This window comes from Streptomyces sp. NPDC051576 (genome assembly GCF_040681835.1).
Lineage (GTDB): Bacteria > Actinomycetota > Actinomycetes > Streptomycetales > Streptomycetaceae > Streptomyces.
Window position 1 is genome coordinate 227405 of sequence record NZ_JBFAZO010000012.1, and the last position, 19091, is coordinate 246495.

The window sequence follows — 19091 nt, forward strand, 5'->3', positions numbered from 1 at the left end:
TTGGAAGGGTGCCGTCAGTCCCAGTCCCGGTGCCTGCGCTCCCGGCGGTCCCGGTGCCGCTCGCGCCGCTCCTCGTGGCGCTCCCGGCGCTCCTCGTGCCGGCGCCGGATCGCATCGCGGTACTCGTCCATCGCCTCGCGGTGCTCGTCCAAGGCGTCGCGGTGGGAGCCGTAGAGCTCCCTGGCCGGGGAGCCGCCCTCCAGTTTCTGGCGGCGCCGCTCCTCCTTGAGGCGCTGGCGTTCCGCCCGGGGGAGTTTGCGTTCCACGCCGACTCCGCCCCAGAAGGCGAAGCCCGTGATGATCACGCGCGGGGCGCCGGGGTCACCTGGGACGCCCTCCTGGCTGTGGTCGAACGCGCCCATGACGCCGATGCCGCGGACGACGACCTCGACGCCCGGCGGCACGGTCACCTCCACACCGCCCATGATCGCAATGCAGTTGATCTCGACCTCGCGGTCCGCGAAGTTCGCCTCGCGCAGGTCGATCTCGCCGCCGCCCAAGAAGCTGAAGCAGGTGAACCGCTTCGGGACCGTCCAGCGCCCCTTGCGCTGGAACCCGGACAGGATGGCCACGCCACCGGTCGAGGATCCCTCGCCCCCGACGATCCGCGCGGCCCAACTCCCGCTCTCCACCGGCTCCTTGACCATGTTCACCGGCGGCGGGGCGACTCCGGCGGCCGGCAGGTCCCGGGTGATGGGCGTCAGTTCGCCGTACGTCCGCGCCTTGTACGTCGCCTCCAGCCGCTCCTCGAACTCCTCCATGTCGAGGCGGCCCTCCGCGAGGGCGTCCCGCAGGACCTCGGCGACCCGCTCACGGTCGGCGTCGGATGCGCGGAGCTCCGGGACTGCGTCGTCGGTCATACGGAGCAGCCTACGAGGTCCCTCAACGGACGGCTACGAGACCGCTTTCTCCGCCTGCTCGGCTTGCTCGGCTTGTTCGGCGTACATCTTCGCGATGACCGCCTCGATGTCCGGCTCCCGCACCGACAGGTCCACCATCGGGTACTCCGCCGCGATCCGCGCGACCAGCGGAGCCGCCGAAGCCGAGGCCGGGAAGGCCAGCCACTGCCGTGGGCCCTCCACCTTCACCACCCGCGCGTCCGGCACCTCGATCGGGGGCAACTCCCGCTCCAGGTCCACCACCAGGGTCCGCTCACTCTCCCCCGCCTCGTGCAGTCCGGTGAGCGGACCGTCGTACATCAGGCGTCCGTGGTCGATGACCATCACGCGGGAGCACAACTGCTCGATGTCCTGGAGGTCGTGGGTGGTGAGGAGGACCGTGGTGGCCCGCTCGGCGTTCAACTCCCGCAGGAAGGAGCGCACTTTGGCCTTGGAGATGACGTCCAGGCCGATGGTCGGCTCGTCGAGGTAGAGCACCTCGGGGTCGTGCAGCAGGGCCGCCGCGATGTCGCCGCGCATCCGCTGGCCGAGCGAGAGCTGGCGGACGGGGACGTCCAACAGGGCGCCCAGTTCGAGGAGTTCGACACAGCGGTCGAGATTCTCGGCGTAACGGGCCGCCGGGATGCGGTACATGCGGTGCATCAGCTTGTACGAGTCGATCAGCGGAAGGTCCCACCACAGGGTCGTCCGCTGCCCGAACACCACGCCGATGCGGTGCGCGAGGCGGGTGCGCTCGCGGGACGGGTCGATGCCGGCCACCCGCAACCGGCCCCCGGACGGGGTGAGGATGCCGGTCAGCATCTTGATGGTGGTCGACTTCCCGGCGCCGTTCGGACCGATGTAGCCGACCATCTCCCCGCGGGCCACGCCGAAGGAGATCGAGTCGACGGCCCGCACCTGCCGTCGCTCCCGTTTCATGAACCCGGTCCTCTTGCGCACGTCGAAGACCTTCTCGACGCGGTCGAGTTGAATGAAGTTCTCGTCCACAACCCTCAACTCCCAGTGCTTCGATACGACTTGAGCCCCGCCCGCCAGGCCAGCCCGGCCAGCGCACAGCAGGCGAACGCCACCAGCGGCGACGCGAACGCCGACCACTCCGGCAGGTCCAGCGGGTACGGCCGCCCCAACACATAGGACGCGGGCACCCAGTTGACGAAGGCGAGCGGCAGCATGAAGGTCACGCCCCGCACGAAGTCCTTGCCGAACACGGCCGGTGGATACGACAGCAGGGTGTTGCCGCCGTAGGTGAACGCGTTCTGCACCTCGGCCGCGTCCTGCGCCAGGATCTGGAAGGCCGCGCCCGCCACGAACAACGCCCCGAAGATCACCGCACCGCACACCAGCATCACCGGCACCAACAGCAGCTTCCCGGCGGTCCATTGGACGTCGACGTGGAGCAGCGCGTACCCGAGCACGATGCCGCCCTGGGTGATCCGGCCGAGCCGGCGCAGTGCGAAGCGGTCCGCGCCGATCTGGGCCAGCACCGGCGCCGGGCGCACCAGCAGCGTGTCGAAGGAACCGTCGCGGATCCGGGCGCCGAGCACGTCCATCGAGCCGAGCACCAGGTCGGAGATCCCGAACGCGGTCGCCGACAGGCCGTACAGGAAGGCGACTTCGGGCAGCGACCAGCCGCCGAGCGAGTGGACCTGCGAGAACATCAGCAGGATGGTGGCGAAGTCCATGCCGGTGATCAGGAGATTGCCGACCACCGTGATGACGAAGGAGGTGCGGTAGGCCATGCTCGACCGCATCCACATCCCGGCGATCATCCCGTAGGCACGCAACCCCTCACGCCAGCGGGGCAGTTCACCGTCGCGCCGGGGCGACGCCCCCTCACTCCTTCGGGTCGTCTCAGCCACCCTGGACCACCACCCTCCGCGTTGCCGCCGACTGAAGCATCCGCCCCACCGCGAGCAGCGCCACCGCCCAGGTCGCCTGGAAGACGTACGCGTGCAGCGGATCGGTCTTCCCCATCAGCACATCCGCCGGGAGCTGGATCAGCGCCGCCCACGGCAGGGCCCGTACGACATCGCCGAGCGCGCCCGGGAAGGCGTTCAGCGGGAGCACCATGCCCGAGCAGAAGATCCCCAGGATCATCATGGCCTGGTTGACGCCCGTGCCGTCCAGCAGCCAGAACACGCTCAGGGCCGCCAGATAGCGGATGCCGAAGCTGACGAGCATCGCCAGGAGCACCGCCACCAGGAGCGCCGCCCAGGAGCCGACATCCGTGGGCAGTGCCATCGGGAAGAACAGGGCACCGAACGTGAACGGGATCACTCCGCGCCCCAGCAGTTGGAACAGGGACCGGCCGAAGTCGCTTGCCAGCCACCACAGTTGGAGGTCGGCCGGGCGGTACAGGTCGACGGCGATGTCGCCCGTGCGGATGCGCTCCATCAGGTCCTTCTCGAACCCGCCGCCCTGGATCGCCAGCGTCGCGTACAGGCACTGCCCCAGCCAGACGTACGTCACCGCCTGCGCCTGGTCGTAGCCCCCGAGATGCGGCCGCTCGTCCCACAGCGCCAGATACGTGTAGACGAGGACCACCCCGAACACGGTATTGGTGAACACACCGGCGAGCGTCGCCGCCCGATACGTCGCGTACCGTCTGAAACCCCCCGCCGCGACGGCCGCGTACAACCGCCCAGCACCCACCAGAAACCACCCTCCACCGCGCCCGGACACCGAAGCGCAGGAGCCTAATCGGCAGGTGGTGACGCACGCCACGCATTTTCCGGGCAAGTGCGTGCCGATCGGCGGGAACGGAACGCATGGTGCGAGAGTCTTCGTCTGGGGGCGCAGAAGCGCACAAGGCCGTACAGGAACGTACGAGGCCGTACGCGACCGTACGACGCGAAACAGGAGTCCGTGCACCACATGAGCGACCAGCCGCAGCCGCAGCAGCCCGACCAGGGCTGGGCACCGAGAGAGCCGGAAGCGGCCGCCGCACCCGAGGCGCCCGGCGGCAAGAAGCCCAAGCGGCCCAAGCGCACCGGATGGCGCCGGATCATCCCTACTTGGCGCATGACGCTCGCCGGGGTCGTCACCCTGGTCGCGCTGCTGATCGGCGCGTTCTACCTCGGCTACTCGATGGTCAAGATCCCGCCCGCCAACGCGCTCGCGACCAAGCAGTCCAACGTCTACCTGTACGCGGACGGCACCCAACTCGCCCGCGACGGCGACGTCAACCGCGAGAACGTCGGCCTCGACCAGGTGTCCGCGGACGCCCAGCACGCCGTACTGGCCGCCGAGGACCGGGACTTCTTCTCCGAGTCCGCCGTCGACCCGAAGGCGATGATCCGCGCCGCGTGGAACACCGCCACCGGCAAGGGCACCCAGTCCGGCTCCACGATCACCCAGCAGTACGTCAAGAACTACTACCTGGGCCAGGAACAGACCGTCACCCGCAAGGTGAAGGAGTTCTTCATCTCGATCAAGCTGGACCGCACGGAGTCCAAGTCCGAGATCCTGTCGGGCTACCTCAACACCAGCTACTTCGGCCGCAACGCCTACGGCATCCAGGCCGCCGCCCAGGCCTACTACGGCAAGGACGCGACCGACCTCGACGCCGGCCGCGGCGCCTACCTCGCCGCGCTGCTGAACGCGCCGAGCGAGTACGACGTCGTGGCGCACCCGGAGAACAAGGCCGCGGCGGTGGCCCGTTGGAACTACGTCCTCGACGGCATGGTCAAGAAGCACTGGCTCACCCAGGCCGAGCGCACCGGCATGAAGTTCCCGATGCCGAAGGAGGCCACGGCCTCGACGAGCATGTCCGGGCAGCGCGGTTACATCGTCAGCGCGATCAAGGACTACCTCGCCACCAACAAGATCATCGACGCCGACACCCTCGAAGCCGGCGGCTACCGCATCACCACCACCCTGCAGAAGAGCAAGCAGGACGCCTTCGTGAAGGCGGTGAACGACCAGGTGATGTCCAAGCTCGACAAGAAGAACCGCAAGGTCGACAACTACGTGCGCGCGGGCGGCGCTTCGGTCGACCCCAAGACCGGCCAGATCGTCGCGATGTACGGCGGCATCGACTACGTGAAGCAGTACACGAACGGCGCCACCCGCGGCGACTTCCAGGTCGGCTCCACCTTCAAGCCGTTCGTCCTCGCCTCCGCGATCCAGAACGGCTCGCAGACCCAGGACGGCCAGACCATCACCCCCAACACCTACTACGACGGCACCGACAAGCGCCCCGTGGAAGGCTGGAGCGGCGGCTCGTACGCCCCCGAGAACGAGGATGGCGTCTCCTACGGCGACATCACCGTCCGTACGGCCACCGACAAGTCCGTCAACTCGGTGTACGCGCAGATGGCCGTGGACGTCGGCCCCGCGAAGATCAAGCAGACCGCGATCGACCTCGGCATCCCCGCCGACACCCCCGACCTGACCGCCACCCCGTCCATCGCGCTCGGCCCGTCCACCGCGAGCGTCCTCGACATGGCGGAGGCGTACGCCACCCTCGCCAACCACGGCGAGCGGCACACGTACACCCTGATCTCCAAGGTCACCAAGGACGGCACCGACGACATCAAGCTGCCGGCCCAGAAGACCACGCGCGCGGTGAGCCGCGAGGCCGCCGACACCACCACCAACGTCCTGGAGAGCGTCGTCGACAACGGCACGGCGACCGCCGCGCAGGGCGCCGACCGCCCGGCGGCCGGCAAGACCGGCACGGCGGAGAAGGACACGGCGGCCTGGTTCGCGGGCTACACCCCCGACCTCGCCACCGTCGTCTCCGTCATGGGCCAGAACCCGACCACCGCCGCCCACGAACCGCTCTACGGCGCGATGGGCCTCGAACGTGTCAACGGCGGCGGCGCACCCGCCGAGATCTGGGCCCAGTTCACCAAGGCCGCCCTCAAGGGCACCGCGGCGAACGACTTCGACCTCCAGCTCCAGGACGGCGCCGAGACGGTCGCACCCCCGAGCCTCACCCCCTCCCAGCCGTCGGCCACGAACGGCCAGGACAACGGCGGTACGACCACCACCGGCGGCCAGGGCGACCAGGGCCAGACCCAGGGCGGCACGACGGACGGCGGCACCACCAACGGCGGTACGACCACCACCGACGGCGGCACCACGACGACCGGCGGCACCACGGGCACCACGACCACGGGCGGCACGACGACCGACGGCGGCACGACCACCACGGGCGGCACGACGGGGACGACGACGGACGGCACGACGACGAACGGCGGCACGACGGGGACCACGACGGACGGCACCACCGGCGGCACGACGACCGGGGGGACGACGGCCGGACCGCAGAGCACGGCACGAAAGAAGGAGTGACCGGCGGAGAAGGCTGAAGGGGCCGGTGACCATGGTCACCGGCCCCTTCAGGGTTGGTACTACAGATACAGGCCGGTCGAGTCCTCGGACCCCTCGAACCGGTCCGCGGCCACCGCGTGCAGATCACGCTCACGCATGAGGACGTAGGCGATCCCCCGCACCTCGACCTCGGCACGGTCCTCGGGGTCGTAGAGAACCCGGTCGCCGGGCTCCACGGTCCGCACGTTCTGCCCCACCGCCACGACATCCGCCCAGGCCAGCCGGCGCCCCACGGCAGCCGTCGCCGGAATCAGGATCCCGCCACCCGAACGCCGCTCGCCCTCGCTCTTGTCCTGCCGCACGAGCACACGGTCGTGCAGCATCCGGATGGGCAGCTTGTCGTGCTGGGTGCTCTGCTCGTCTCTCTTGGCGCTCACGCCACGAACCTACCTGCCTTGGACCTGTCCGTACGCGGTCGGGCTCATGACTTCAGTGCTTACGGCGCCGGGAGCCCAGGAAGATCAGCCCCACGACCCCGACGGCGACGAGAGCGACCGGCACGATCCGCTCCACCCTCGGCGCGCCCTCCTCGTCCACGAACTGACCCTTGACGTCACTCACGACCCGGTTGACACCGACGTACGCCCTGCCGAGGGTGTGGTCGATGTTGGACGCGACCTTGGCCTTCGCGTCGCCCACGATGGTCTTCGGGTGCACCCGCACCCCGATCTCGTCGAGCGTGTCGGCCAGGACATCGCGGCGACGCTTGATGTCCGCCTCGATCTGCGCCGGGGTTCTGGTGTCCGGCGTGTTCGACGTGTCCGCCACCGTACGGCCTCCGAAGTCTGCTGGTACTTGTGCCGGACAGTCTGTCAGCTCTTGGGCGGAGTGCACTGTCAGGACCCCCGGTTACGCTAGCGCGATGAGTGAACGACTCCAGCCCGGGGACGTTGCCCCCGCCTTCACGCTCCCCGACGCCGACGGCAACAAGGTGTCCCTCGCCGACCACAAGGGCCGCAAGGTCATCGTCTACTTCTACCCCGCGGCCCTGACCCCCGGCTGCACCAAGCAGGCCTGCGACTTCACGGACAACCTGGAGGTGCTGGCGGGCGCCGGCTACGACGTCATCGGTATCTCCCCCGACCAGCCGGAGAAGCTCGCCAAGTTCCGCGAGAAGGAGAACCTCAAGGTCACCCTCCTCGCGGACCCCGACAAGCAGGTCCTCGACGCGTACGCGGCCTTCGGCGAGAAGAAGAACTACGGCAAGACCTACATGGGCGTGATCCGCTCCACGATCATCGTGGACGAGTCCGGCAAGGTCGAACACGCGCTGTACAACGTGCGGGCGACGGGCCATGTGGCGAAGATCATCAAGGACCTGGGCATCTAGGGCCTGTCCGGCGGATCAGGTCGCAGGGAAGCGACGGCGCCTGATCAGCGCCGGAGAGCGGGGCCTGGTGCGTGCGGCTGCAAGGCGGAGGAGGGCGTCAACGCGATGGGGGTCCCCCCGCGCGAGGTTGTTCGAGCGTGGGGGAGTTGGCAACCGACGACAACGCCGCAGACGCGCGTGCCAGGCCCCGCGTCTGCGGCATGATCCGCCGGGCAGGCCCTAGCAGCCCCCGCAGCTGAACGAGATCCACACATCGGGAGGCAGGTCGGCCCGCCCCGGCACCGGCCTGCGCTCCTCGCCCCACTCCCCCGGAGCAAGCTCCTCCCCCACCCGCCGCCAGAACCGAACGGCCCCCGGATTGGCGTCCTGAAAAGCGACCTCCCAGTCCCCCGGACACCGCCGCACGACCTCCCGGACGGCCCGCAGCCCGACCCCGGCCCGCCGCGCCCCGCGCACGACGAAGAAGCTGTTGAGCACGCGAGTGGGCCCGCTGAGCCCCCGCACGAACGCGAACCCGACGGGCCGCTCCCCGCTCGTGAAGAGATACGGGGCCCAGTCACCCGGGTCCCCGAAGGCGGCGTCCAGCCGCTCGCTGCGGAACGTGCCGTCGGGGTTGGGTAGTTCAGACTGCCCACCCGTCCCGAACTCGGACAGGTCATGCCGGAACATCAGCCAGAGGCGTTCGATGGTGGGGCGGTCGGCGGGGGTGGCTGGTCGTACGTGCACTGCCATGAATGAGGTCATGAAAAAGCCTCCCGGGCTGGCAAGGGGCCGACTCCGAGAGGCTCGCTGTGTGATCAGCAGCATATCGACTTGGCGTGACCGGCTGATAGGCGATTCGTTTTTCCGTGCGAGGCCACGAACGGGTGGTCGAGATCGGAGGGGAACATGGCTGCCAGGTACACCCGTCAGTTACTGGAAGAGGCGGCTCACCGCACGAAGCACATCGATGACGCGGTTCGATGGTGCGGAGGTGATCCCACTCCTGGCAGCAGGCGTTACCTACGCCAGAAGATGGCGAAGGCGGATATCGACATCTCCCATTTCATGACGAACCAGGTTCGCCACACCGAAGAACGGCTACGGGCGGCCGTGGCGATGTCGACCAGCACCAAGGACGTCGTACGTCACCTCGGTATCAGCCAGGTCGGCGGTAATCAGACCCACATCAGTCGCCGTATCGCCGCTCTCGGAATCGACACGAGCCATTTCGTGGCCGTAAGACGAGGGCGCCCCAAAGGTTCGCTCGGGGACACTCTCTCGCTTCGGTCCGCAGCGGACGGCAGAGTGCCGGGAGACCGACTGCGCCGAGCGCTGCTGAGCACCGGCATCAAGGAACGCTGCACGATGTGCGGTACAGGACCGGAGCGGAACGGTCTGCCGCTCCGGCTTGAGGTGGACCACATCAGCGGCGACTGGTGGGACAACCGCCAGGAGAACCTCCGGTTGCTGTGCCCCAACTGCCATGCGGTGACCGACACTTACCGGGGTCGCAGGCGAAGGGCCCTGGGATGAGTTCCCCGACGTACACGAACGACCTGCTCGCCCGTACCGCAGTCGTCTCCACGAGCCTGGTCGACCTTATGCGCAGACTGGACGCTCCCATGGGCAGCGCTCCACGCAACTACCTGCGCGGCAGACTCGCGCACTACGGGATCGACACCTCGCATTTCGTCGACGAGCCGATACCCGAACGAGAGCGGCGAAGTTACTCGAAAGAGCTTCTACAGGAGGCCGCGGCCTGTTCGTTCAGCATCCGCGAGATGGTGCAGTACATGGGCCTCGAACCGCGCGACAGCCCGTACGGCCATATCCGCAGGAAACTGGACCGGTTCGGGATCGACACCTCCCACTTCACCAGCGGCCGTGGATACGGCCCGGGAATCCTGCCCCGCGACCGACTCGCGCCTGCCATAGCATCCTCCCAGAGTATTGCGGGTGTCCTGAAGGCGCTCGGCATAGTCGACAACGGAGCGGCTCGGGAGCGCCTCAAGCGAAGCTTGGCGGCCCACGACCTGTCGACCAGTCATTTCGTCGGCCAGGGGCACCGCCGTGGCGTTCCCGGCAAGGACCGCAAGTCCGCGTCCCAGATCCTCGTGAGACTGGAGGCGGGGTCCTCCCGCACCAAGACGGTGCGACTGCGCCGGGCACTCGACGACCTCGGCGTCCCGCACCTCTGTGAGGTCTGCGGTGTCGGGGACGTATGGCAGGGCAGGCGGCTCGTCCTGGAGATCGACCACATCAACGGGGACCGGCTGGACAACCGGAGAGAGAACCTGCGGTACCTGTGCCCCTCCTGCCACAGTCAGACGAAGACCTTCTCGAATCGATCTCCGCGTACGCCCTCGTAGCGGCGCACAGTAGAGTTGGTGGCGCTGCGGGCCCGTACCCCAGCAGGCTAGAGGGCGCCGGTTTAGGTCCGGTGTGTCGTGGGTTCGAGTCCCACCGGGCCCACCACGAAGGGCGCGCCACCGGCGACGGAGCGCGCCCTCCGTCGTCTCACCCCAACAACTCCCGAACCACCGGCACCAACCCCCGAAACGCCTTCCCCCGATGGCTGATCGCGTTCTTCTCCTCCGCCGTGAGTTCCGCGCAGGTCCGCGTCTCGCCCTCCGGCTGCAGAATCGGGTCGTAGCCGAAGCCGTTCGTGCCCACCGGAGCGTGCCGCAGCACCCCCCGCAGTTGCCCCTCGACCACCCGCTCCGTGCCGTCCGGGAGGGCGAGGGCTGCGGCGCAGGCGAAGTGGGCTCCCCTGTGCTCGTCCGCGATGTCCGACAACTGGGCCAGCAGCAGGTCGAGGTTGGCCTTGTCGTCGCCGTGGGTGCCCGCCCAGCGGGCGGAGAAGATGCCGGGGGCTCCGTTGAGGACGTCGACGCAGAGGCCCGAGTCGTCGGCGACGGCCGGGAGGCCGGTTGCCTGGGCGAGGGCGTGGGCCTTCAGCAGGGCGTTCTCGGCGAAGGTGATGCCTGTTTCCTTGACGTCGGGGATGTCGGGGTAGGACTCCGCGCCGACGAGGTCGTGGGGCAGGCCGGCGTCGGCGAGGATCGACCGCAGTTCGGTGATTTTCCCGGCGTTGCGGGTGGCGAGGATCAGGCGTGTCATGGCGTCCAGTATTCCAACGTCCGCCCCGCGCCTATGACGTGCAGACCTTCGTCAGTTCGCCGGCCGCGTCCGTGACGGGGCTGATATCGGGGGTGTTGTCGCCGTTCTTGACGGCCGTACGGACGTTGTCGACGGCTTGGCGGAGGTCGTCGACGGCCTTGTTCACGTCGGTGTTGTCGGTCTTGTCGCCGATCTTGTCGAGGTCCTTCTCGATGGAGTTGAGGGACTGGTCGGTCTGGGTGGGGTCGTCGGCCGCGTTCTCCACGGCCTGTTGGAGGCCGGTGACGCTGTCGGCGATGGTGTCGGCGGTCTGGACGCAGTCGATGGCCTTGTCCACGGCGTCGCAGCCGGTGGCGAGTCCGGCCGTGAGGCCGATCACCGCCATGGTGGCGGCTGCGGCGATACGGCGACGACGACTGCGTCGGCTTGCGCTGGCCATGGTTCGGTTCCTCCCCGTGGGGGGTGGGCTTCCGCGGCCACTCCCCGTTTCCGTTCCGTATGCGTAAGGACGCGGGTGCGGGCTGCCGGGTTGCCCCCGCAGCCCGCTCCTCTTGGTACGCCCTTTACTCGACCGGCCGAGTCTCCTACTTCTCCAGTGCCGCCTCAAGTGCCTTTAGCTGTACGGCGGTCAGCTCGCCGCAGCCGGCGACGGCGAGGTCGAGGAGTGCGCCCAGCTCGTCGCGGGCGAAGGGTTCGGCCTCGGCGGTGCCCTGGACCTCGACGAAGCGGCCGTCGCCGGTGCAGACGACGTTCATGTCGGTCTCGGCGCGGACGTCTTCCTCGTAGCAGAGGTCGAGGAGGGGGACTCCGCCGACGATGCCGACCGAGACCGCCGAGACCGTGCCGGTGAGGGGCTGGCGGCCGGCCTTGATCAGTTTCTTGCCCTGGGCCCAGGCCACGGCGTCCGCCAGCGCGACGTACGCGCCGGTGATGGCCGCGGTGCGGGTGCCGCCGTCGGCCTGGAGGACGTCGCAGTCGAGGACGATGGTGTTCTCGCCGAGGGCCTTGTAGTCGATGACGGCGCGCAGCGAGCGGCCGATGAGGCGGCTGATCTCGTGGGTGCGGCCGCCGATCTTGCCGCGTACGGATTCGCGGTCGCCGCGGGTGTTGGTGGCGCGGGGCAGCATGGAGTACTCCGCGGTGACCCAGCCCTCGCCGCTGCCCTTGCGCCAGCGGGGGACGCCTTCGGTGACGGAGGCGGTGCAGAAGACTTTGGTGTCGCCGAAGGAGACGAGGACGGAGCCCTCGGCGTGCTTGCTCCAGCCGCGTTCGATGGTGACGGGGCGGAGCTGTTCGGGGGTTCGGCCGTCGATGCGAGACATGGCGAAGAGCCTAGTCGTAGACGGCGAAGGGGCTCCTCCCGCGGTGGGAGGAGCCCCTCAGGAGCGAGCCTCGGAAGTGAACCTCAGAGGTGAACTGCGGTGTTCACATCATGTCTTCGATGTCTGCCGCGATCGGGTCGGCGTCCGTGCCGATGACGACCTGGATGGCGGTGCCCATCTTGACGACGCCGTGGGCGCCGGCGGCCTTCAGGGCGGCCTCGTCGACCTTGGAGGGGTCGTGGACCTCGGTGCGCAGGCGGGTGATGCAGCCCTCGACCTCTTCGATGTTGTCGATGCCGCCCAGCCCGGCAACGATCTTCTCAGCCTTGGTGGCCATGTCGTTTCTCCCTGAAGTCCCTGATATGAACCGCTTTGTCGCAGTAACCCACAGTTGGCCCAGCTTCGCGAGCGGTCATGTCCCACGTGTCGAATGATGTTGAGTGATCGCGTCACCAACTGGTCTACACCACATTACCGAGGGGCGTCCATGAGTGCCGACAGTGCCGCCGCCGGTCCCGGGCGCATCTCCTGGAACAAGGTGTTCCAGGGACTGCAGAAGATGGGCCGCAGTCTTCAACTCCCCATCGCCGTACTGCCGGCCGCCGGCATCCTCAACCGGCTCGGCCAGCCGGACGTGTTCGGGGACGACGGGCTGGGGTGGACCAATGTCTCCAAGGTGATGGCGGGTGCGGGCGGCGCGCTGCTCGACGGGCAGCTCGGGCTGCCCCTGCTGTTCTGTGTGGGCGTCGCGATCGGGATGGCGAAGAAGTCGGACGGGTCGACGGCACTGGCCGCGCTCACCGGCTTCCTCGTCTACTACAACGTGTTGCGCCAGTTCCCCAAGGACTGCACGGGCGGCACGACCGTGGTGCCCGGGATCGGGTGCCAGGCCGCCGATCACTCGGTCTCGGCGTTCACGTACCAGAATCCCGGGGTGTTCGGCGGGATCGTGCTGGGGCTGCTGGCCGCGTTCTTCTGGGCGCGGTTCCACCGGACGAAGCTGGTGGACTGGCTCGGGTTCTTCAACGGGCGGCGGCTGGTGCCGATCATCATGGCGTTCGTGGCGATCGCGGTCGCGGCGGTGTGTCTGTGGATCTGGCCGCCGATCGGCAGCGGCCTTGAGCACTTCAGCAACTGGCTGAGCGACCGGGGTGCGTGGGGCGCCGGGGTGTTCGGTCTGGCCAACCGGGCGCTACTGGTCGTAGGGCTGCATCAGTTCCTGAACGTGCCCATCTGGTTCCAGTTCGGCAGCTACACCAAGCCGGACGGGACGGTGGTGCACGGTGACATCAACATGTTCCTGGCGGGCGACCCGAACGCGGGGCAGTTCACCTCGGGCTTCTTCCCGATCATGATGTTCGCGCTGCCGGCGGCGGCGCTCGCGATCGCACACTGCGCGAAGCCGAGCCGTCGCAAGGAGGTCGGCGGTCTGATGCTCTCGGTGGCGCTGACCTCTTTCGTCACGGGTATCACCGAGCCCATCGAGTACTCGTTCCTGTTCATCGCGCCCCTCCTGTACGCGGTCCACGCGGTGCTCACGGGGGTGTCGATGGCGGTGACCTGGGGGCTCGGGGTACATGACGGGTTCAGTTTCTCGGCGGGTCTGATCGACTACGCGATCAACTGGAACCTGGCGACGAAACCGTGGGCGATCATTCCGATCGGGCTGTGTTTCGCGGCGGTGTACTACGTCGTCTTCCGCTTCGCGATCACCAAGTTCGATCTGAAGACTCCGGGGCGGGAGCCGGAGGAGGAGCACGAGGACGTCACAAAAGCCTGACAGCACTGGGGAGTTGGGCCCTCGGACCACTGGTCCGGGGGCCCTTTGGCGTGCCGGTCGCCGTATGCGCGGCCATGTACGGCGCGTAGCGCTGCGGTCGCAGGATTCGCGGGTTCCTTTATGCGGACTTCATCTGCTACAACAGGTCTACACCACTGAGTGGTGTAGACCACCACCCGATGGAGGAAGTCTATGAGCACCGCCACCGCGCCAACGGCGGCCCCCACGAAGAAGTGGGGATCCGGCCTGTTCCAGGGCCTGCAGAAGATCGGTCGCAGCCTACAGCTGCCGATCGCTGTGCTTCCGGCGGCGGGCATCCTGCTCCGGTTCGGGCAGACCGACATCCACGACAAGCTGAACCTGCCGGACAAGGTGACGGCGGTCTTCGCCACCGCCGGTGGCGCGATCTTCGACAATCTGCCGCTGCTGTTCTGCATAGGTGTCGCGATCGGCTTCGCCAAGAAGGCCGACGGCTCCACCGCCCTCGCGGCGCTTGTCGGCTTCCTCGTCTACAGCAATGTGCTCAAGGCGTTCCCGGTCACCGACGCGAAGATCATGAAGGGCGCGGACGTGGCCGCGACCTACAACAACCCCGGTGTCCTCGGCGGCATCATCATGGGTCTGCTCTCCGCGGTGCTGTGGCAGAAGTTCCACCGGACCAAGCTCGTCGACTGGCTCGGCTTCTTCAACGGCCGCCGGCTGGTGCCGATCATCATGGCCTTCGTCGGCACGCTCATGGGTGTCTTCTTCGGCCTGGTCTGGAAGCCGATCGGTGAGGGCATCTCGAACTTCGGCGAGTGGATCACCGGTCTCGGTGCCTTCGGTGCCGCTCTGTTCGGTCTGATCAACCGTGGGCTGCTCCCGGTCGGCATGCACCAGTTCGTCAACTCCGTGGCCTGGTTCCAGATCGGCGACTTCAAGGACGCCAGCGGCGCCGTCGTGCACGGCGACCTGACCCGCTTCTTCGCCCATGACCCGACCGCCGGTCAGTTCATGTCGGGCTTCTTCCCCATCATGATGTTCGGCCTCCCGGCCGCCGCGCTCGCCATGGCGCACACCGCCCGTCCCGAGCGCCGCAAGGCCGTGACCGGCATGATGATCTCGCTCGCGCTGACCTCCTTCGTGACCGGTGTGACCGAGCCGATCGAGTTCTCGTTCATGTTCATCGCGCCGCTGCTGTACGCGATCCACGCGGTGCTGACCGCCCTGTCGATGGCGATCACCTGGTCGCTCGGCGTCCACGCGGGCTTCACGTTCTCGGCCGGCTTCATCGACTACGCGCTCAACTGGAACCTGGCCACCAAGCCGTGGCTGATCATCCCGATCGGTCTGGTCTTCGGCGCGGTCTACTACTTCGTCTTCCGCTTCGCGATCATCAAGTGGAACCTCCCCACTCCGGGCCGCGAGCCCGACGAGGAGGTCGAGGACCTCACCAAGGCGTGATCCTCGTACGGCGATGACGAAGGCCCCGGCACCGAAGAGGTGCCGGGGCCTTCGCGTGCGTGTGTACGGCCAGATCTCGTACGACGGCTAGATCTCGTACGCCGCCCTCGGCGCCGCCAGTTCCACCGGCCCCGCGAAGACCTCGCGCGCGTCGGCCAGGTTGGCCTGGGGGTCGGTCCACGGGGGGATGTGGGTCAGGACCAGTCGCCTGACGCCCGCCCTGGTCGCCGTCTCGCCCGCCTCGCGGCCGTTGAGGTGGAGGTCGGGGATGTTCTCCTTGCCGTGGGTGAACGCGGCCTCGCAGAGGAACAGGTCGGTGTCCCGGGCGAGTTCGTCGAGGGACTCGCTGACGCCCGTGTCACCGGAGTAGGTGAGGGACCGGCCGCCGTGCTCGACGCGGATGCCGTACGCCTCGACGGGGTGGCGGACCCGCTCGGTGTGCACGGTGAAGGGGCCGATGTCGAACGTGGACGGCTTCACCGTGTGGAAGTCGAAGACCTCGCTCATGGAGGAGGCGGTGGGGGTGTCGGCGTAGGCCGTGGTGAGGCGGTGTTCGGTGCCCTCGGGGCCGTAGACCGGGATGGGGTCGCAGCGACCGCCGTCGTGGCGGTAGTAGCGCGCGACGAAGTACGCGCACATGTCGATGCAGTGGTCGGCGTGCAGATGGCTGAGGAAGATCGCGTCGAGGTCGTAGAGACCGCAGTGGCGCTGCAGCTCGCCCAGGGCGCCGTTGCCCATGTCGAGGAGCAGCCGGAAGCCGTCGGCCTCTACGAGGTAGCTCGAACAGGCCGATTCCGCGGACGGGAACGACCCCGAGCAGCCGACGACGGTGAGCTTCATAAAGCAGAAACCTCCGCTGGCGGATTACTTCTGGAGTTGAGGGACGGGGGTCGTGCGGTCCGTCGAGCGTAAGGCGCAAAAGGGCCGGTCGCTCCTCCGCCAAGGGCTGTTGTGGGGGAACTCACCTGTGGTGTCACCGGTTCGGCTGGAACCGGGGCGCGTGGGGTCTGCGAGAGGGCGCGCGGCTGGGTTTGCGCGCCGGTACCGTCGTCCGCATGGACAGGTTCTGGTGGCTCGCGCTCGCGGTGGTGATGTTGCTGGCGCTGATCGCCACGCTCGTCGACGGGTGGGGGCGAGGGCGCCGGCCGGCCCGGAAGGTGCGGGGGGACCGGCCGCGGGCCGCCGAGATCTGGTGGGCGAACGTGCCCTTCGAGGACCGGCCGGGGGTGGCGAAGGACCGGCCGTGTCTGGTGCTCACGGTGCGGGGGCGGACGGCGACGGTCGCGAAGATCACCAGCAAGTACCACGACGAGCGGGGCGGGGTGATCGCGCTGCCCCCGGGCTCGGTGGGGGACGCCCGGGGCCGGGCGAGCTATCTGGAGACGGCCGAGCTGCGCTCGGTGCCGGTCGCCGCGTTCCGGCGGCGGGTGGGTGTCGCGGACCCGGTCCTGTGGGACCAGGTCCGGCACCTCACCCGTTGAGTCACGCCCAGAGCTGACCCTGCAGGGTCTTGATCGCTTCCTCTGTCGTCGCCGCCGTGTACACGCCGGTCGACAGGTACTTCCAGCCGCCGTCGGCCACGACGAACGCGATGTCCGCGGTCTCCCCCGCCGCTACGGCCTTCTTGCCCACGCCGATCGCCGCGTGCAGGGCCGCGCCGGTGGAGACGCCGGCGAAAATGCCCTCCTGCTGGAGGAGTTCGCGGGTGCGGGTGACCGCGTCGGCCGAGCCGACCGAGAAGCGGGTGGTGAGGACGGAGGCGTCGTACAGCTCGGGGACGAAGCCCTCGTCGAGGTTGCGGAGGCCGTAGACCAGGTCGTCGTAGCGCGGTTCGGCGGCGACGATCCTGACGTCCGGCTTCTGCTCGCGGAGGTAGCGGCCGACGCCCATCAGGGTGCCGGTGGTGCCGAGGCCCGCGACGAAGTGGGTGATGGAGGGGAGGTCGGCGAGGATCTCCGGGCCGGTGGTGGCGTAGTGGGCGCCCGCGTTGTCCGGGTTGCCGTACTGGTAGAGCATCACCCAGTCGGGGTGCTCGGCGGAGAGTTCCTTGGCCACGCGTACGGCCGTGTTGGAGCCGCCCGCCGCAGGACTGGGGATGATCTCCGCGCCCCACATGCCGAGCAGTTCACGGCGTTCCTGCGAGGTGTTCTCGGGCATCACGCAGACCATGCGGTAGCCCTTGAGCTTCGCCGCCATCGCGAGGGAGATGCCGGTGTTGCCCGAGGTCGGCTCCAGGATGGTGCAGCCGGGGGTGAGCCGGCCGGCCTTCTCCGCCTGTTCGATCATGTGCAGGGCGGGGCGGTCCTTGACCGAGCCGGTCGGGTTGCGGTCCTCCAGCTTGGCCCAGATGCGGACGTCGGTGGACGGCGAGAGCCGCGGCAGGCGCACCAGAGGGGTGTTGCCCACCGCGGCCAGCGGGGAGTCGTAACGCATCGACGATCAGGCCATACCGCCGGCGACGGCCGGCAGGATCGTGACGTTGTCGCCGTCGGTCAGCTTGGTGTTGATGCCGTCGAGGAAGCGGACGTCCTCGTCGTTCAGGTACACGTTGACGAAGCGGCGCAGCTCGCCGCCGTCCACGATGCGGGCCTGGATGCCCGCGTGCCGGGTTTCGAGGTCGGCGAAGAGCGCGGCGAGGTTCTCACCGGCACCCTCGACGGCCTTCTCGCCGCCGGTATAGGTGCGGAGGATGGTGGGGATGCGGACCTCGATGGCCATGGCAGGGGGCTCCTGTCGGAAAGCGGGAGGGGTCGTCTGGTGTCGGTGGGCACACGTCTGCTTGCCGCGGCGCACGGGCCGTACGGCGACAGCGCGCTGTCAACAGATGGCGCTGTTCAGCCTGCACAGGTCGACGTGCAGCCGCGCCACGAGCAGCGTGCCCGGCGCCTTGTCGCTCACGTCGAGAAGAACCATGGGCTCATCGTATCGATTCCCTGTCCGGTCCTCGGTATGTGATCTCACACTTCGGACCGATTTCATCCGCAGTACGAGATCAGGCCGGGATCGGGGCGGGATGAGGTCGGGATCAGTACGCCTCCACCACCTTGACCTCCTCCTCCGTGACCTCGCCCTCGACGATCCGGTAGGAGCGGAACTGGAAGGGGCCGGCCTCGTCCGTGTCGGCGGTGGAGACCAGGACGTAGTGGGCGCCGGGCTCGTTGGCGTAGGAGAGGTCGGTGCGGGAGGGGTAGGCCTCGGTCGCGGTGTGGGAGTGGTAGATGATCACCGGCTCCTCGTCGCGGTCGTCCATCTCGCGGTAGAGCTTCAGCAGGTCCTGCGAGTCGAACTCGTAGAACGTGGGCGAGCGGGCCGCGTTCAGCATCGGGATGAAGCGCTCGGGGCGGCCCTCCCCCACCGGGCCCGCGACGACCCCGCACGCCTCGTCGGGGTGGTCCGCGCGCGCGTGGGCGACGATCTGGTCGAAGAGGGCCTGAGTGATGGTCAGCGTCGGCATGGTCGTCAGGATAAGCAGAAGGGCCGCCGCGTACCGAGTGGTGGTACGGGGCGGCCCATATGCCGGGATCGGTCGGCCCGGTCGGCCCGGTCGGCCCGGTCGGCCCGGTCGGCCCGGTCGGCCCGGTCGGCCCGGTGGGTCCGGTCGATCCGGTGGGTCTGGCGGGTCCGGTGGGCCCGGCGGGTCCGGCGGGTCCGGTCGATCCGGTGGGTCTGGCGGGTCCGGTGGGCCCGGCGGGTCCGGTCGGCCCGGTCGGCCCGGCGGGCCCGGTGGGTCCGGTCGATCCGGCGGGTCCGGTGGGCCCGGCGGGTCCGGTGGGCCCGGTCGGCCCGGCGGGTCCGGTCGATCCGGCAGGTCCGGTCGACCCGGCCGGTCCGGTGGGCCCGGCAGGTCCGGCAGGTCCGGTCGGACCGGTCGGACCGGC

Annotated in this window: 23 protein-coding genes and 1 tRNA gene; 8 read left to right on the forward strand and 16 right to left on the reverse strand. The window is 68.7% G+C overall.

Annotated elements, in window-relative coordinates:
* Window positions 1–14: 14 nt before the first annotated feature.
* From AB0M63_RS34585 to AB0M63_RS34600, 4 genes are all read right to left on the reverse strand, one after another.
* Window positions 15–860 carry a DUF1707 domain-containing protein gene (locus tag AB0M63_RS34585; protein ID WP_366022120.1) on the reverse strand — a complete coding sequence of 282 codons (846 nt, stop codon included), beginning with the start codon at window positions 858–860 and terminating at the stop codon, window positions 15–17.
* 33 nt (window positions 861–893) lie between these two features.
* Entirely contained in the window at window positions 894–1886 is a 993-nt protein-coding gene (locus AB0M63_RS34590; protein ID WP_355913328.1) for an ABC transporter ATP-binding protein, read from the reverse strand.
* A gap of 5 nt (window positions 1887–1891) precedes the next feature.
* Window positions 1892–2668: an ABC transporter permease gene (locus AB0M63_RS34595; protein ID WP_366022205.1), complete on the reverse strand. Its 777-nt coding sequence runs from the start codon at window positions 2666–2668 to the stop codon at window positions 1892–1894.
* A gap of 82 nt (window positions 2669–2750) precedes the next feature.
* Window positions 2751–3551: an ABC-2 family transporter protein gene (locus AB0M63_RS34600; RefSeq protein ID WP_355913325.1), complete on the reverse strand. Its 801-nt coding sequence runs from the start codon at window positions 3549–3551 to the stop codon at window positions 2751–2753.
* Between the two features lie 222 nt (window positions 3552–3773).
* Between AB0M63_RS34600 and AB0M63_RS34605 the strand changes: the two genes are divergently transcribed.
* A complete protein-coding gene (locus AB0M63_RS34605) occupies window positions 3774–6197 on the forward strand; it encodes a transglycosylase domain-containing protein (RefSeq protein WP_366022121.1) in 2424 nt (807 codons plus the stop codon).
* 59 nt (window positions 6198–6256) lie between these two features.
* On the opposite strand, the gene AB0M63_RS34610 is transcribed toward AB0M63_RS34605, so the two are convergent.
* Complete coding sequence (locus AB0M63_RS34610; RefSeq protein ID WP_026178110.1) at window positions 6257–6613, reverse strand: co-chaperone GroES; 357 nt, start codon at window positions 6611–6613, stop codon at window positions 6257–6259.
* Window positions 6614–6665: 52 nt separating this feature from the next.
* Window positions 6666–7004, reverse strand: a complete 339-nt coding sequence (locus tag AB0M63_RS34615; protein WP_355913319.1) for a DUF3618 domain-containing protein — start codon at window positions 7002–7004, stop codon at window positions 6666–6668.
* 94 nt (window positions 7005–7098) lie between these two features.
* Here AB0M63_RS34615 and bcp point away from each other — a divergent pair, with 94 nt between their 5' ends.
* Window positions 7099–7566 carry a thioredoxin-dependent thiol peroxidase gene (gene bcp / locus AB0M63_RS34620; protein ID WP_355913316.1) on the forward strand — a complete coding sequence of 156 codons (468 nt, stop codon included), beginning with the start codon at window positions 7099–7101 and terminating at the stop codon, window positions 7564–7566.
* A gap of 219 nt (window positions 7567–7785) precedes the next feature.
* On the opposite strand, the gene AB0M63_RS34625 is transcribed toward bcp, so the two are convergent.
* Complete coding sequence (locus tag AB0M63_RS34625; protein ID WP_366022122.1) at window positions 7786–8310, reverse strand: GNAT family N-acetyltransferase; 525 nt, start codon at window positions 8308–8310, stop codon at window positions 7786–7788.
* A 144-nt stretch (window positions 8311–8454) separates the two neighbouring features.
* Here AB0M63_RS34625 and AB0M63_RS34630 point away from each other — a divergent pair, with 144 nt between their 5' ends.
* The 3 genes from AB0M63_RS34630 (at window position 8455) to AB0M63_RS34640 (ending at window position 10023) form a co-directional block, all read left to right on the forward strand.
* Entirely contained in the window at window positions 8455–9081 is a 627-nt protein-coding gene (locus AB0M63_RS34630; protein ID WP_366022123.1) for an HNH endonuclease signature motif containing protein, read from the forward strand.
* Window positions 9078–9917, forward strand: a complete 840-nt coding sequence (locus tag AB0M63_RS34635; RefSeq protein WP_366022124.1) for an HNH endonuclease signature motif containing protein — start codon at window positions 9078–9080, stop codon at window positions 9915–9917. Before AB0M63_RS34630 ends, AB0M63_RS34635 begins: the two co-directional genes overlap by 4 nt.
* Window positions 9918–9945: 28 nt before the next feature.
* A tRNA-Leu gene (locus AB0M63_RS34640) sits at window positions 9946–10023 on the forward strand.
* Between the two features lie 42 nt (window positions 10024–10065).
* On the opposite strand, the gene rdgB is transcribed toward AB0M63_RS34640, so the two are convergent.
* From rdgB to AB0M63_RS34660, 4 genes are all read right to left on the reverse strand, one after another.
* A complete protein-coding gene (rdgB, locus tag AB0M63_RS34645; protein WP_355913307.1) occupies window positions 10066–10668 on the reverse strand; it encodes an RdgB/HAM1 family non-canonical purine NTP pyrophosphatase in 603 nt (200 codons plus the stop codon).
* A 31-nt stretch (window positions 10669–10699) separates the two neighbouring features.
* Complete coding sequence (locus AB0M63_RS34650; protein WP_355913304.1) at window positions 10700–11107, reverse strand: hypothetical protein; 408 nt, start codon at window positions 11105–11107, stop codon at window positions 10700–10702.
* 145 nt (window positions 11108–11252) lie between these two features.
* Window positions 11253–11990, reverse strand: a complete 738-nt coding sequence (rph, locus tag AB0M63_RS34655; RefSeq protein ID WP_355913301.1) for a ribonuclease PH — start codon at window positions 11988–11990, stop codon at window positions 11253–11255.
* A 103-nt stretch (window positions 11991–12093) separates the two neighbouring features.
* The gene (locus AB0M63_RS34660) at window positions 12094–12327 is read right to left on the reverse strand and encodes a glucose PTS transporter subunit EIIB (protein ID WP_043679504.1); all 234 of its coding nucleotides are present in this window, start codon (window positions 12325–12327) and stop codon (window positions 12094–12096) included.
* 150 nt (window positions 12328–12477) lie between these two features.
* On the opposite strand from AB0M63_RS34660, the gene AB0M63_RS34665 reads away from it, so the two are divergent.
* On the forward strand, window positions 12478–13770 hold the full coding sequence (locus AB0M63_RS34665) for a PTS transporter subunit EIIC (protein WP_355913297.1): 1293 nt from the start codon (window positions 12478–12480) through the stop codon (window positions 13768–13770).
* Window positions 13771–13962: 192 nt separating this feature from the next.
* Window positions 13963–15213 carry a PTS transporter subunit EIIC gene (locus tag AB0M63_RS34670; RefSeq protein WP_366022125.1) on the forward strand — a complete coding sequence of 417 codons (1251 nt, stop codon included), beginning with the start codon at window positions 13963–13965 and terminating at the stop codon, window positions 15211–15213.
* Between the two features lie 87 nt (window positions 15214–15300).
* Here the strand turns inward: AB0M63_RS34670 and AB0M63_RS34675 are convergent, their stop codons facing one another.
* Entirely contained in the window at window positions 15301–16053 is a 753-nt protein-coding gene (locus tag AB0M63_RS34675; RefSeq protein ID WP_355913291.1) for an MBL fold metallo-hydrolase, read from the reverse strand.
* Window positions 16054–16268: 215 nt separating this feature from the next.
* Here AB0M63_RS34675 and AB0M63_RS34680 point away from each other — a divergent pair, with 215 nt between their 5' ends.
* The gene (locus AB0M63_RS34680) at window positions 16269–16694 is read left to right on the forward strand and encodes a type II toxin-antitoxin system PemK/MazF family toxin (RefSeq protein ID WP_355913288.1); all 426 of its coding nucleotides are present in this window, start codon (window positions 16269–16271) and stop codon (window positions 16692–16694) included.
* Window position 16695: 1 nt separating this feature from the next.
* Here the strand turns inward: AB0M63_RS34680 and AB0M63_RS34685 are convergent, their stop codons facing one another.
* The 4 genes from AB0M63_RS34685 to AB0M63_RS34700 all read right to left on the reverse strand — a co-directional run bounded on the left by AB0M63_RS34685 (window position 16696) and on the right by AB0M63_RS34700 (window position 18667).
* Window positions 16696–17646 carry a cysteine synthase gene (locus tag AB0M63_RS34685; RefSeq protein WP_366022126.1) on the reverse strand — a complete coding sequence of 317 codons (951 nt, stop codon included), beginning with the start codon at window positions 17644–17646 and terminating at the stop codon, window positions 16696–16698.
* 6 nt (window positions 17647–17652) lie between these two features.
* Window positions 17653–17931 carry a MoaD/ThiS family protein gene (locus AB0M63_RS34690; protein ID WP_355913282.1) on the reverse strand — a complete coding sequence of 93 codons (279 nt, stop codon included), beginning with the start codon at window positions 17929–17931 and terminating at the stop codon, window positions 17653–17655.
* Window positions 17932–18030: 99 nt separating this feature from the next.
* Window positions 18031–18126, reverse strand: coding sequence for a putative leader peptide (locus AB0M63_RS34695; RefSeq protein WP_019065921.1), 96 nt, complete (start codon window positions 18124–18126; stop codon window positions 18031–18033).
* 112 nt (window positions 18127–18238) lie between these two features.
* The gene (locus AB0M63_RS34700) at window positions 18239–18667 is read right to left on the reverse strand and encodes a M67 family metallopeptidase (RefSeq protein ID WP_355913279.1); all 429 of its coding nucleotides are present in this window, start codon (window positions 18665–18667) and stop codon (window positions 18239–18241) included.
* Window positions 18668–19091 lie beyond the last annotated feature (424 nt).

Bases quoted from the DNA above. Each gene is read 5' to 3' on its own strand.
- AB0M63_RS34585 (WP_366022120.1), bottom strand. From the start codon at position 860: ATGACCGACGACGCAGTCCCGGAGCTCCGCGCATCCGACGCCGACCGT.
- AB0M63_RS34595 (WP_366022205.1), bottom strand. From the start codon at position 2,668: ATGATCGCCGGGATGTGGATGCGGTCGAGCATGGCCTACCGCACCTCC.
- AB0M63_RS34605 (WP_366022121.1), top strand. From the start codon at position 3,774: ATGAGCGACCAGCCGCAGCCGCAGCAGCCCGACCAGGGCTGGGCACCG.
- bcp (WP_355913316.1), top strand. From the start codon at position 7,099: ATGAGTGAACGACTCCAGCCCGGGGACGTTGCCCCCGCCTTCACGCTC.
- AB0M63_RS34625 (WP_366022122.1), bottom strand. From the start codon at position 8,310: ATGACCTCATTCATGGCAGTGCACGTACGACCAGCCACCCCCGCCGAC.
- AB0M63_RS34630 (WP_366022123.1), top strand. From the start codon at position 8,455: ATGGCTGCCAGGTACACCCGTCAGTTACTGGAAGAGGCGGCTCACCGC.
- AB0M63_RS34635 (WP_366022124.1), top strand. From the start codon at position 9,078: ATGAGTTCCCCGACGTACACGAACGACCTGCTCGCCCGTACCGCAGTC.
- rdgB (WP_355913307.1), bottom strand. From the start codon at position 10,668: ATGACACGCCTGATCCTCGCCACCCGCAACGCCGGGAAAATCACCGAA.
- AB0M63_RS34650 (WP_355913304.1), bottom strand. From the start codon at position 11,107: ATGGCCAGCGCAAGCCGACGCAGTCGTCGTCGCCGTATCGCCGCAGCC.
- rph (WP_355913301.1), bottom strand. From the start codon at position 11,990: ATGTCTCGCATCGACGGCCGAACCCCCGAACAGCTCCGCCCCGTCACC.
- AB0M63_RS34660 (WP_043679504.1), bottom strand. From the start codon at position 12,327: ATGGCCACCAAGGCTGAGAAGATCGTTGCCGGGCTGGGCGGCATCGAC.
- AB0M63_RS34665 (WP_355913297.1), top strand. From the start codon at position 12,478: ATGAGTGCCGACAGTGCCGCCGCCGGTCCCGGGCGCATCTCCTGGAAC.
- AB0M63_RS34670 (WP_366022125.1), top strand. From the start codon at position 13,963: ATGAGCACCGCCACCGCGCCAACGGCGGCCCCCACGAAGAAGTGGGGA.
- AB0M63_RS34675 (WP_355913291.1), bottom strand. From the start codon at position 16,053: ATGAAGCTCACCGTCGTCGGCTGCTCGGGGTCGTTCCCGTCCGCGGAA.
- AB0M63_RS34680 (WP_355913288.1), top strand. From the start codon at position 16,269: ATGGACAGGTTCTGGTGGCTCGCGCTCGCGGTGGTGATGTTGCTGGCG.
- AB0M63_RS34685 (WP_366022126.1), bottom strand. From the start codon at position 17,646: ATGCGTTACGACTCCCCGCTGGCCGCGGTGGGCAACACCCCTCTGGTG.
- AB0M63_RS34690 (WP_355913282.1), bottom strand. From the start codon at position 17,931: ATGGCCATCGAGGTCCGCATCCCCACCATCCTCCGCACCTATACCGGC.
- AB0M63_RS34695 (WP_019065921.1), bottom strand. From the start codon at position 18,126: ATGGTTCTTCTCGACGTGAGCGACAAGGCGCCGGGCACGCTGCTCGTG.
- AB0M63_RS34700 (WP_355913279.1), bottom strand. From the start codon at position 18,667: ATGCCGACGCTGACCATCACTCAGGCCCTCTTCGACCAGATCGTCGCC.